This is a genomic window from Streptomyces durmitorensis (assembly GCF_023498005.1).
GTDB lineage: Bacteria > Actinomycetota > Actinomycetes > Streptomycetales > Streptomycetaceae > Streptomyces > Streptomyces durmitorensis.
Genome location: NZ_CP097289.1, coordinates 2,388,092 through 2,400,159, shown reverse-complemented (window position 1 = coordinate 2,400,159; position 12,068 = coordinate 2,388,092). Strand labels below are relative to the sequence as shown.

The following is a 12,068-nucleotide window of genomic DNA, read 5'->3' as shown; positions in this document are numbered from 1 at the left end:
ATCGGCTCATGCGTGTGCCCGGCCGGACGTCGTTAGCGTCGGACGATGGCGACGAAGGAACAGACCGGACGGCACGAACCCGGCGCACGGGGACTCCTGGACACCTACCGGGAAGTGATCGGGCACACCGGAGCGCTCCTTCCGGTGATCTCGTTCCTCGGCAGGCTCCCCGTGGCCATGATCCAGTTCGGCAGCGTCCTGCTGGTCACGGAGACCAGCGGATCGCTCGCCACGGGCGGCGTGGTCGCCTGCGCGCTCGCGCTCGGCCAGGTGACCATGGGCCCGGTCGTCGGCCGCCTCGCCGACCGCAGCGGCCAGCGCGCCGTCGTCCTCGGCTTCTCGCTGCTCAACGCCGTCGCCATCGCCGCGTACACGCTCGGCGCCCTCATCGAGCTGCCCACACCCGCGCTGATCGTCCTCGCCGTGCTCGCCGGTGCCAGCATCCCCGGGATCGGCCCGCTGGCTCGCGCACGCGCCGTCCCGCTGGTCCGCGGGGCGGGCGGCGACGGCCGTCTGGTCAACACCGTGCTGTCCCTGGAGAGCACCATGGACGAGCTGTCCTTCGTGCTCGGCCCCGCCCTGGTGGGCCTCGCAGCCGTGGCGGGCCACCCGGCGTACGCCTTCGGGGCGGCCGCGCTCCTTGTCGCCGTCTGCGGCTCCGGCTTCGCGCTGCACCCCACGGGCCGGACGGCCCACACGGCGGAGCGAGCGCCACGCGCGCGTGGCGGCCGGGAACGGCTCCCGCGCCAGGTCGTCGTCGTCCGCGTGGGGCTCGTCTTCGTCGGTGTCCTGCTCGGCGCCTGTGGAGCGGGCATCACGGCCCTCACCGAGGAGTTGGGACAGCCGGGCCAGGCGGGCCTCGTCTACGCGGCCATGGGCGTCATGAGCGCCGTCGTGGGGCTCTCCATGGCTGCGCTGCCCGAGCGCTTCGGCCTGTACGCGCGCTGGCGCGTGGCGACGGCGGCCGCGGCGCTGCTCTCGCTGCCGCTGGTGTGGACGGACAGCATGACGGGCCTGTACCTCGTGGTGACCGTGTTCGGCGCCATCTTCGCCCCGAACCTGATCACCGGCTTCGCGCTCACCGAGCGCTCCTGCCCGCCGCGGCGGCTCGCCGAGGGGATGACGTGGGCCGCGAGCGCCTTCGTCGGCGGCCAGGCGGTCACGCTCGCCGTGGCGGGGCGCCTGGCCGAGTCCTACGGCCCCGGAGCGGCGTTCGCGCTCGGCAGCGCGGCCGCCGCCGTCGCGTTCCTCGTCGCGCTCGCCGCCCGCCCCGCGGCGGACGACAGCGCGCACACCACCTCCTTGGTCAGGCAGGGCGCTGCAGGACGGTGAGGCTCCGGTCGGCGAGCGTCAGGCGCTCGCCGGCCCCCGCCTTCGGCCCCGTGTCCGGCGGCACACCCTCCGCCCGAGCGGTGTCCACGACCACCTGCCACTGGCGGCCGTGATTGACCGGAATCACGAACTCCAGCGGCTCGGCCGACGCGTTGAACATCAGCAGGAACGAGTCGTCGGCGATCCGCTCGCCGCGCGTGCCCGGCTCGGAGATCGCGTTGCCGTTCAGGAACACCGTCAGCGCCCGCGCCTGCGAGGCGTCCCAGTCCTCCTGCGTCATCTCCTCGCCCTCGGGCGTGAACCACGCGATGTCCGAGAGCTCGTCGTGCGTGCCCTCGACCGGGCGGCCGTGGAAGAACCGCCTCCTGCGGAAGACGGGGTGGTCGCGCCGCAGCCACGCCATCGCGCGCGTGAACTCCAGTTGCGTGCTCCCGCCCTCGGGCCAGCGCACCCAGGCGATTTCGTTGTCCTGGCAGTAGGCGTTGTTGTTGCCCCCTTGCGTCCGGGCGAACTCGTCGCCGTGGCTGAGCATCGGGACGCCCTGGGAGAGCATCAGCGTCGCGATGAAGTTGCGCATCTGCCGCGCGCGCAGCTCCAGGACGTCCGGGTCGTCGGTCTCGCCCTCGGCGCCGCAGTTCCAGGAGCGGTTGTGGCTCTCGCCGTCCTGGTTGTCCTCGCCGTTGGCGTCGTTGCGCTTGTCGTTGTACGAGACGAGGTCGTGCAGCGTGAAACCGTCGTGGCAGGTCGTGAAGTTGATCGACGCCAGCGGGCGCCGGCCGTCGTCCTGGTAGAGGTCCGACGAACCGGTGAGCCGTGAGGCGAACTCGGCGAGCGTGCGCGGCTCGCCCCGCCACATGTCGCGCACCGTGTCGCGGTACATGCCGTTCCACTCGGTCCACAGCGGCGGGAAGTTGCCGACCTGATAGCCGCCCTCGCCGACGTCCCACGGCTCGGCGATCAGCTTCACCTGGCTCACCACCGGATCCTGCTGCACGAGGTCGAAGAACGACGACAGTCGGTCCACCTCGTGGAACTGCCGGGCGAGCGTGGCCGCGAGGTCGAAGCGGAAGCCGTCCACGTGCATGTCCGTGACCCAGTGCCGCAGCGAGTCCATGATCATCTGGAGGACGTGCGGCGACCGCATCAGGAGCGAGTTGCCGGTCCCCGTGGTGTCCATGTAGTAGCGGGGATCGTCCGTCAGGCGGTAGTACGAGGCGTTGTCCAGGCCCTTGTAGGAGAGCGTCGGGCCCAAGTGGTTGCCCTCGGCCGTGTGGTTGTAGACGACGTCGAGGATCACCTCGATGCCCGCCTCGTGCAGCGCCTTGACCGCCTGCTTGAACTCCAGGACCTGCTCGCCCCGGTCGCCCCAGGAGGCGTACGCGTTGTGGGGCGCGAAGAAACCGATGGTGTTGTAGCCCCAGTAGTTGTTCAGGCCCATGTCGACCAGACGGTGGTCGTTCACGAACTGGTGCACCGGCATCAGCTCAAGAGCCGTCACCCCCAGTTGGGAGAGGTGATCGATGACCGCCGGGTGCGCGAGCGCCGCGTACGTGCCGCGCAACTCCTCGGGAAGATCGGGGTGCTGCATGGTCAGGCCCTTCACATGGGCCTCGTAGAGCACGGTTTCGTTGTACGGGGTGCGCGGCGGACGGTCGTCGCCCCAGTCGAAGTACGGATTGACCACCACGGAGGTCATCATGTGCGGCGCCGAATCCAGGTCGTTGCGCTTGTCCGGGGCGCCGAAGCGGTAGCCGTACACCTCCTCGCCCCAGTCGATCCGGCCGCTGACCGCGCGGGCGTACGGATCGAGCAGGAGCTTCGCCGAGTTGCAGCGGTGCCCCTGCGCGGGGTCGTACGGACCGTGCACACGGAAGCCGTACCGCTGGCCCGGCATCACGCCGGGCAGGTACGCGTGCAGCACGAACGCGTCGGACTCCCGCAGCTCGACGGCTGTCTCCGAGCCGTCGTCGTGCAACAAACAGAGCTCTATGCGGTCGGCGGTCTCGGAGAAGACCGCGAAGTTCGTTCCGGCGCCGTCGTACGTGGCACCGAGTGGATACGCCTGCCCTGGCCACACCTGCATGCATACGACTCTTCCACTACCGCCCCCTCGGCCCGGGGTCACTTTGGTCAGAGTCTCCCCGAAAGTGGGGCAACCACGCGGGAGTTGAAGCCGTCTAACCGACCGACCACAAACTCGGTATGCCCCTTCTTGGGGCTCGTGGGGGAAAAGGGGAGTAAGTGCGAGAGCTAGTCAGACGCAACCTGGGCAAGGTGATGGCGGGCGCGGCAGTCGCGGTGGCCGCCACCGCGGTGCTCGTGGGCGTCACACTGCCGGGGGCGGGCGAGTCGGGGGACCGCCAGGCCAACGCGGCGGACGCGAAGCAGAACGCCATCGCGAAGGACGGCGTCGTCGAGGCGGCGCCCGACGAGGGCGAGAAGGGCATAGGCAGCGACCCGCTGACCGACGCCGAGATCGAGCGCGCCGAGAAGGCATCGGTGTCGGGCGCCATGCGCTCCAGCGCCAGGGACGTCGAGGGCGACCGCGGCCCGCAGCTCCTTTCGACGAACCTCAGCGAGCCGGACCCCAGTGACGCGGGTGCCGCGGGCGCCGCGGCTCCGCGCCGCGCCGAAGTCGTCTACTACGACTACAAGAAGGACGCGGTCATCACCAAGACGGTCAACGTGGAGACCGGCAAGGTGGAGGACTCGAACACCACGCAGAACGTCCAGCCGCCGCCCAGCCAGGAAGAGCTCGCCGAGGGCGCCCAGCTGCTGATCGCGGACCCGCTCGGCAAGGGCCTGAAGCAGGACTTCAAGCACGCCACGGGCAAGGCGCTGACCGGCCCGGGACAGCTTCAGCTGAGCGGCATGGTCTTCCGCAAGGAGACCGTCGAGCGCGTCCCGTCCGACCTGACCGAGTGCGGAAAGCACCGGTGCCTCCAGGTCGTCACCAAGGTCAAGAACGGCCCGTGGATCGACACCCGGTCCCTCGTCGTCGACCTGAGCACCCGCTCCGTGGGCCGCCTCGGCTGATTCCGGCCGCTCGCGCACGACACCACACTTCTGCTTCTCCTCGTACGAGGGAGTTCACACCGCAATGCACGTCAACAGACTTTCGCGCGCCCGCACCAGGGTCACCAGGGCCCTAGCGGTCTCCGCGCTGATCGGCGGCGTCGTCACCGTCGCCTCGCCCGCAACGGCCGCCCCCCAGGCGCCGAGCGCCCCCGCGGCGCCGGCCGCCGACTGCAGCGACGCCTACAAGATCGAGCAGACCGTCGACGGCGGCACGACCTGGCGCATGTGCTGGCACTACAACACGCTCTCCGGACTGATCCTCGACAAGATCAGCTACCAGCCCAAGGGTGAGGCGAAGCCGATACCCGTCCTGACCAGCGCCCGGCTCGCGCAGGTCCACGTCCCCTACGACGACGGCGAGGCCGAGTACGACGACGTCACCGGCACCGACTTCGGCCAGGCCCTGCAGAACCTGAACCCCGGCGAGTGTCCCGGCGGCACCATCAAGACCGTGAAGGTCCCCCAGCGGGGCAACGTGAAGGGTCTGTGCACCACCACGCGCGCGCGTGGGCACGCGTACCGCCTCAACGACGACGAGAGCACCGGCGGCACCGGCAAGGTCTACACCGGCCAGGGCAAGGACCTGCTCGTCTACACCGTGAACAAGGCCTCCTGGTACGAGTACATCACCGAGTGGCGCTTCTCGTCGGACGGCACCATCACCTCCCAGGTCGGCGCGACCGGCAGCCTCTCGCCGTTCGACTACGACGGCGGTGACAGCCGCGGCTGGCCCATCGGCAAGGGCGACCAGGCCAAGGCTGAGAGCCACGCCCACAACGTCTTCTGGCGGCTCAACTTCGGCCTGGACGGCTCCCCGAAGGCCAAGGTCGAGCAGTACGACTCCAAGGTCACCCCGCCCACCGGCCAGGGCAGCCCCAAGACGAAGACCACCCGCACCAAGGTCACCAAGGAACTCGCCGGTGACCGCAAGGACATGCGCTGGTGGCGCGTGGTCAGCGGGGCGGGCAAGAACGCGGACGGCCACCCCCGTTCGTACGAGATCGTGCCGGGGCCCAGCACCAAGCACGCCGGACGCCCCTTCACCAAGCACGACGTGTACTTCACCGAGTACAAGAAGTGCGAGCAGTACGCGAGCAACAACCCGGGGTGCGCCAACGGAGCACCGACGAGCGTCGACAAGTGGGTGAACGGTCAGTCCCTGACGCATCCGGTCACCTGGGTCCACGTAGGCTTCCACCACATCGCCCGTGACGAGGACCAGCAGCCGATGCCGGTCCACTGGCAGGGCTTCTCGCTGGCCGCGCGCGACGTGACCGCTATGAGTCCGCTCACTCCGCAGGACCTCGCCGGCCAGAACGGGCAGCCGCCGCTGGGCGGTTGAGAATCCACCCTTGCCATCCGGCTGCACCGCCCGCCGCTCCCGGAGTACCCTTCCTTGATCGTTGAACGGGGGAGTGCTCGGGGGAGCGGAAGGGGTGCGCTGGGTGAGCTCGGGAGGGCGGGAACTGCCCCCTGGTGACGAGGGTCACGAGGGGGGTTCCGCGGACGGCCCGCCCGGAGCGGTGTCCCTGGCGCGGCCGATGGAGATGGGATCTCAGATCGGACCCGAACTGGACTGGGGCGCCGACGCCTGGCGCGAGGTGCGCACGCGCGCGCAGCGCGCCGGGCGGGCCTACATCTGGCTGAATCTCGTGGAGCAGCGGCTGCGCGCGGTCGTGGCCGCTGTTCTGCGACCCATCTACGAACCCGTCCACGCCGACGACTGGGTGGTCGCCGCCGCAGGACCCGCGGGGCAGGAGTGGGTGCAGCGGGCCGTCGCCGTACGCGAAGTCAGCCGGCGCAAGGGCTACTTGCTCGACCCGGCCGACGACAACGTCCTCAGCTTCCTCACGCTGCCCCAGCTGCGCGAGCTGATGGTGCAGCACTGGCCGTGCTTCGAGCCGTACTTCGACGACCGCAGGGACGTCGAGCTCGCTCTGGACGAGCTGGAAGTGACCCGGAACGTCGTGTCGCGCAACCGCGCCCTGTCCACCGCCGTGCTCGCCCAGGCGGAGCGCGCATCGGCGAAGCTCCTGGACATACTCGGCACGGGCACCGACACGCCTTCCGTGCGCCGGTTGCCCATCGACGCCGTCGAGTCCCTGGTCGGCGACCGGTACGCCGACGTGGTGGGCGTCCACTCGGACCGCGTGCGGCTGCTTCGGCAGTTCCCGGCCGAGGACATCTTCGGCGGGGCCCGCCGCCTCGACGCGATCGGGATAGGCCTGAACCTCCTGGTCCAGAACTTCTCCGGACGCCGTCTGGTGCGCCTGGCGGAGTCCGGCTGCCGGGTGCGGCTGCTCTTCCTCAACCCGGCGAGCAGCGCGGTCAAGCGCAGGGAGCGCGAACTGGGCCTGAAGCGGGGCGAGCTGAGCCGCAGCGTCGAGATGAACATCCTGCACATGCGCCGGGTGCGGGCCCGCCTGCGTGATCCGGGCGCCTTCGAGATCCACGTCTTCGACGAGACGCCGCGCTTCACCGCGTATCTGGTCGACGGGGACGGCGCGGACGGCATCGCGGTCGTCCAGTCGTACCTGCGCAGGACGCGCGGGATGGAGGCGCCGGTGCTCGTCCTGCGCGGTGGCCGCCGGGTGGTCAAGGCGGACGAGCCGGAAGAGAGCGGACTCTTCGAGACGTACCGGGAGGAGTTCGAGCTGGCCTGGGCGGACTCGCGGCCGGTCTCCTGAGCCGTCCGGGGCGCCCGCCGGGGCGGCAAGCGGAATGCGCGCCTCGGATTGTCAGTGGTGCGTGGGATCGTGGTGGTCAATGGGGGAAAGCACCACAGAGAAGGGGGCGGCCATGGGCTGGCACCGGGAGCTGCTGATCGGGTTCGACCTGGAGACGACAGGGACGGACCCGCGCGAGGCGCGCATCGTCACGGCGGCCGTGATCGAGGTCAGAGCGGGCGAGACGCTGGGCCGCAGGGAGTGGCTCGCCGACCCGGGGGTCGAGATCCCTGCGGAGGCGGTGGCGGTGCACGGCATCTCGAACGAACGGGCCGCGGCGGACGGCAGGCCGGCCGACGAGGTCGCCGACGCGATAGCGGCGGTGCTCGTGTCGTACTGGCAGTCGGGCGTTCCGGTCGTGGCCTACAACGCGACCTTCGACCTGACCCTGCTCTCCGCCGAGTTGCGCAGGCACGGCCTGCCGTCCCTGCGCGAGCGCCTGGGCGGCGCGCAACCGGCCCCGGTCATCGACCCGTACACCATCGACCGCTCCGTCGAGCGCTACCGCAAGGGCAAGCGGAACCTGGAAGCGGTCTGCACGGAGTACGGAGTGCTTCTGGAGTCGGCCCACGACGCCACGTCGGACGCCCTGGCCGCGGCCCGCCTGGCCACGGCCATAGCCGACCGCCACCCCAAGCTGGCCGCGTTCGGCCCGGCCGAGCTGCACCGGCGCCAGATCGACTGGTATGCGGAATGGGCGGCGGACTTCCAGAAGTTCCTGCGGAAGAAGGGCGAGACGGACGCGGTGATCGACGGCACGTGGCCGCTGCGCGAGGAGTTCAGCGCGTCCGGCGTCTGAGGGCGGCAGGCCGCGGCTCGGCGGCGCTCAGAAGGGGTACCACCGCACGGCCGGATCCCCGTCCCGCAGCGAGGCCACCCGACGACGGAACTCGGCCAGGGCCTTCGGATTGCTGGGGGCGTGCTGGGCGACCCACGCACAGCTCGCCGTCTCCCGGGCGCCCCGGAGCACCGCGCACCCCTCCCACTCCCGCACGTCCCAGCCGTACTCCGCGACGAACCCGTCGTACGCGTCGGCGGGCAGTCCGTAGCGGTCCCGCGAGAGCGCCATCACCACGAGGTCGTGCTCCCGCAGATCGGCGGAGAAGGTCTCCAGGTCCACCAGGACCGGGCCGTCCGCGCCCACCAGGACATTCCGGGGGAGAGCGTCGCCATGAATGGGGCCGGGAGCGAGGCGGGGGGCGAGCGCCGACGCCGCCGCCTCGAACCCGTCCCTGCGCTCCCGCAGATAGTCCGCGTCCTCGACGTCGATCGCGTCGCCGGCGAGCCGCAGCCACCGCTCGACCCCGCCCAGGAGCTCACGCCGGGGCAGCTCGAACCCGGGCGCGGGAAGCGCGTGCACGAGCCGAAGCAGCGCGGCGAGGTCACGCGGCTCGGCAGGGCGCACGGCCTGCGGCAGCCGGTGCCACACCGTCACCGGATGCCCGTCCACCAAGCGGGGCTCCTCCTCGGCCGCCCGCACCGCGGGCACGCCCGACTCCTCCAGCCACCGCGCGACCCGCAACTCCCGCCGCGCGCGGTCCAGGAGCTCCGGCGCCGCACGCCCGACCTTGACCACCGACCCACCGCTGCCGAACACGGCGTTCTCGCCCAGCGCGAGCAGCGCCGCGTCCCGCTCAAGACCCGCAGCGCCCAGTACGTCCCGTGCCCGCGCCTCGTCCATCCCTTGCCTCCCGCACCGCTCGCTGCATCCGCCACGTTCGCCGGCACAGTCTCCCATTCGCACAGGCCAAGCGGCTGCGGGGCCTGCGCAGCTGCTTGACGTATCAAGATCCCATCAGCACGATGACGGGGGCCGCCTGGGCGGCCAAACCCCGATGAGCCGCCCAAAGGAGCCGATTCCGTGACATTGGCGACCGCAACGAAGCGGTCAGCGAACGGCGCGTCCGCCCGTAGAGGCGCGGACCACGGCGCCTGGTTCCTGGTGCTTCCCGCGCTGATCCCGATCCTGGTCCTGAGCGTGGGCCCGCTCCTCTACGGCATCACGCTCGCGTTCACCGACTCGCAGTCGGGCCGCACCGAACCGACCCAGTGGGTCGGCGCCCTCAACTTCCAGGACCTGCTGCACGACACGCTGTTCTGGGACTCGTTCCGCATCGGCCTGATCTGGGCGTTCGGCGTCACCGTGCCGCAGTTCTTCCTCGCGCTCGGCCTCGCGCTCCTGCTCAACCAGCCGTTGCGGATGCGCTGGCTGGCGCGGGCGCTCGCGATCATCCCCTGGGCGATGCCCGAAGTGGTCGTCGGCATCATGTGGCGGCTCGTCTACCACCCGGACGCGGGCGTGCTCAACGAGACGCTCTCCAACCTGGGCCTCGGGGAGGGCAAGGACTGGCTGACCGGGACGGCCACGGCGCTCTTCGCCGTCATCGTCGTCGGCGTCTGGGCCGGCATGCCGCAGACCACCGTCGCGCTGCTCGCCGGGCTGCAGAACACCCCGCGCGAGCTGCACGAGGCCGCCGCGATGGACGGCGCGGGCGCATGGCGCCGCTTCCGCACCGTCACCTGGCCCGCGATCAAGCCGATCGCCCTCGCCATCACGGCGCTCAACTTCATCTGGAACTTCAACTCCTTCGCCCTGGTCTACGTCCTGACCCAGGGCGGCCCCGGCGGCCGCACCCGCCTGCCCATGCTCTTCGCCTACGAAGAGGCCTTCCGCTACGGCCAGTTCGGCTATGCCGCGGCCATGGGCTGCGTGATGGTCGCGGTGATCTCGGTGATCCTCGCCTTCTACCTCGTCGGCCGCCTGAAAGGAGGCGACGAGTCATGATGCGTACGAAGAAGTCGACGCGCGCCGCGCAGTACACGGCTCTCGCCGCCTATCTCGTCTTCCTCGCCTTCCCGTTCCTCTGGCTGATCTCCACGGCCTTCAAGCCCGCACGGGAACTTGGCAGCCTGCACCCCACCTGGATCCCTAAGGATCCGACCCTGGAGAACTTCCGGCAGGCCTTCGACGAGCAGCCGCTGCTCCAGGCCGCGGGCAACTCCCTGATCGCGGCGCTCAGCGCGTCCCTGATCGCGGTCGTCATCGCGACCCCCATGGCGTACGTCATGGCGCGGCACCGCAATCGCGTCTCGAAGGCGGCGACGGGCTGGGTGGTGATCAGCCAGGCGTTCCCCTTCGTCCTGATCATCATCCCGCTGTTCCTGATCCTGAAGAACCTGCACCTGATCAACTCGCTGCTCGGCCTGATCATGGTCTATGTGGTGTGGTCGCTGCCCTTCGCGCTGTGGATGCTCGTCGGGTACGTCCGTGCCGTGCCCACCGAACTGGAGGAGGCGGCGGCGGTCGACGGCGCGAGCAAGGTGCGTACGTTCGTCTCGGTCGTCGCGCCACTGCTCGCCCCCGGCATCGTCGCCACGGCGATGTTCGCCTTCATCACCGCATGGAACGAGTTCTTCTTCGCGCTCGTCCTGCTCAAGACCCCGGAGAAGCAGACCTTGCCGGTCATCCTCAACCGCTTCATCGGCTCCGAGGGCGTCGCGGACCTCGGGCCGCTCGCCGCCGCGGCGTTCCTCGCGACCATCCCCTCGCTCGTCATCTTCGCGATCATCCAGAAGCGGATCACGGGCGGCATGCTGGCAGGGGCGGTGAAGGCCTGATGCGCACGGCACCACGCCTCGGCCCACGCCTGGTGACCGCGGCCGCCACCGCCCTCGCGCTGCTGCTCACCGGCTGCAGCGGTGACTCCGGGGACGACGACGGGAAGATCACCCTTCAGTTCCAGTCCCTTGCCTGGCAGAAGGAGTCCGTCGACGCCAACAAGGCGCTCGTCAAGGAGTGGAACGCCACCCACCCCGATGTCAAGGTCGAGTACGTCCAGGGCAGTTGGGACAGCGTCCACGACCAGCTGCTCACCTCCTTCGAGGGCGGAGAGGCGCCGGACATCATCCATGACGCCTCGGACGACCTCGCCGACTTCGCGTACGGCGGCTATCTCGCGGACATCGGCGACCTGCTCCCCGAGCGGCTCAAGTCCGATATCCCGAAGCGCAGTTGGGAGACGACGACCTTCGGGGGCAAGGTCTACGGAGTGCCTTTCCTCCAGGAGCCGCGCGTCCTGATCGCCAACGCGAAGTGGCTGAAGAAGTCCGGCGTGCGGATTCCCACGCCCGAAAAGCCGTGGAGCTGGGCGGAGTTCCGGTCGGTCAGCAAGGAACTCGGCGACGGCACGGACGGGAAGTACGGGGTGGCCTGGCCGCTCAAGGAGCCGGTGTCCGCGACGCTCAACCTCTCGCTCTCGACCGGCGGAAAGATGTTCCACCGGGGCGCGGACGGCAAGGTCGACGTCCGCTTCGACGCGGCCGACGAGATCATGCCGCGCACGGTCCACGACCAGGTCAACACCGACAAGAGCGCGTCCGGTACGACCCTGGGCATGGGCGGCTCCGACACGCTGCCGGGTTTCTTCGGCGGCAAGTACGCGATGGTCCCGCTCGGCTTCTCCTACCGCCAGCAGATCGTCCAGCAGGCGCCCAAGGGCTTCGACTGGCAGGTGCTTCCCGCCCCGGCGGGAGCGGAGGGGCTCGCGCAGGGCGTCAGCCCGCAGACGCTGTCCGTCTCCGAGGACAGCCCGCACAAGAAGGAGGCGGCCGAGTTCATCGACTTCTTCCTCCAGCCGGACAACATGGTGAAACTCGCGCGCGGCGACTGGATGCTGCCGACTGGCGCGGAGGCCCTGAGGGATCCTGCCCTGCGGACGAAGAAGGACGACTGGGCGGCGGGCACGGCGCTCGCGGAGCACTTGCGCCCGGCGCCCGCACAGTCGGTGCGGGGGTATCCGGAGTGGAAGGACAAGGTGGCGACCCCGGCGCTCCAGGAGTACTACAGCGGGGCGATCGGCCTGGACGAGTTGCGCAAACGGCTCGTGAAAGACGGGAATCTGGTGCTCAAGAGGTACCAGCGGTAGGCCGTGG

Annotated in this window: 10 protein-coding genes; 8 read left to right on the top strand and 2 right to left on the bottom strand. The window is 70.2% G+C overall.

The genetic code is table 11. The features are described 5' to 3' along the window. The first annotated feature begins 45 nt into the window (after positions 1–45). Positions 46–1,332 carry an MFS transporter gene (locus M4V62_RS10930; protein ID WP_249587054.1) on the top strand — a complete coding sequence of 429 codons (1,287 nt, stop codon included), beginning with the start codon at positions 46–48 and terminating at the stop codon, positions 1,330–1,332. Here M4V62_RS10930 and glgX read toward each other — a convergent pair. Beyond that, complete coding sequence (gene glgX, locus M4V62_RS10925; protein ID WP_249587053.1) at positions 1,307–3,415, bottom strand: glycogen debranching protein GlgX; 2,109 nt, start codon at positions 3,413–3,415, stop codon at positions 1,307–1,309. The genes M4V62_RS10930 and glgX overlap by 26 nt on opposite strands. A gap of 158 nt (positions 3,416–3,573) precedes the next feature. Here glgX and M4V62_RS10920 point away from each other — a divergent pair, with 158 nt between their 5' ends. From M4V62_RS10920 to M4V62_RS10905, 4 genes are all read left to right on the top strand, one after another. Then, positions 3,574–4,368: a Tat pathway signal sequence domain protein gene (locus M4V62_RS10920; protein WP_249587052.1), complete on the top strand. Its 795-nt coding sequence runs from the start codon at positions 3,574–3,576 to the stop codon at positions 4,366–4,368. A 64-nt stretch (positions 4,369–4,432) separates the two neighbouring features. Then, complete coding sequence (locus tag M4V62_RS10915; protein WP_249587051.1) at positions 4,433–5,752, top strand: copper amine oxidase; 1,320 nt, start codon at positions 4,433–4,435, stop codon at positions 5,750–5,752. A 103-nt stretch (positions 5,753–5,855) separates the two neighbouring features. Next, entirely contained in the window at positions 5,856–7,097 is a 1,242-nt protein-coding gene (locus M4V62_RS10910; RefSeq protein ID WP_249587050.1) for a DUF5919 domain-containing protein, read from the top strand. A gap of 112 nt (positions 7,098–7,209) precedes the next feature. Beyond that, on the top strand, positions 7,210–7,935 hold the full coding sequence (locus M4V62_RS10905) for a 3'-5' exonuclease (protein ID WP_249587049.1): 726 nt from the start codon (positions 7,210–7,212) through the stop codon (positions 7,933–7,935). 27 nt (positions 7,936–7,962) lie between these two features. On the opposite strand, the gene M4V62_RS10900 is transcribed toward M4V62_RS10905, so the two are convergent. Then, the gene (locus tag M4V62_RS10900) at positions 7,963–8,817 is read right to left on the bottom strand and encodes a phosphotransferase enzyme family protein (protein ID WP_249587048.1); all 855 of its coding nucleotides are present in this window, start codon (positions 8,815–8,817) and stop codon (positions 7,963–7,965) included. A 180-nt stretch (positions 8,818–8,997) separates the two neighbouring features. Between M4V62_RS10900 and M4V62_RS10895 the strand changes: the two genes are divergently transcribed. The 3 genes from M4V62_RS10895 to M4V62_RS10885 are packed head-to-tail and all read left to right on the top strand — an operon-like array spanning position 8,998 to position 12,061. Then, positions 8,998–9,921, top strand: a complete 924-nt coding sequence (locus tag M4V62_RS10895; protein ID WP_249587047.1) for a carbohydrate ABC transporter permease — start codon at positions 8,998–9,000, stop codon at positions 9,919–9,921. Next, positions 9,918–10,754 (top strand): carbohydrate ABC transporter permease, encoded by an 837-nt coding sequence (locus tag M4V62_RS10890; RefSeq protein WP_425575003.1) that lies wholly within the window; start codon positions 9,918–9,920, stop codon positions 10,752–10,754. Before M4V62_RS10895 ends, M4V62_RS10890 begins: the two co-directional genes overlap by 4 nt. Continuing rightward, a complete protein-coding gene (locus M4V62_RS10885; protein ID WP_249587046.1) occupies positions 10,754–12,061 on the top strand; it encodes an ABC transporter substrate-binding protein in 1,308 nt (435 codons plus the stop codon). Before M4V62_RS10890 ends, M4V62_RS10885 begins: the two co-directional genes overlap by 1 nt. Positions 12,062–12,068 lie beyond the last annotated feature (7 nt).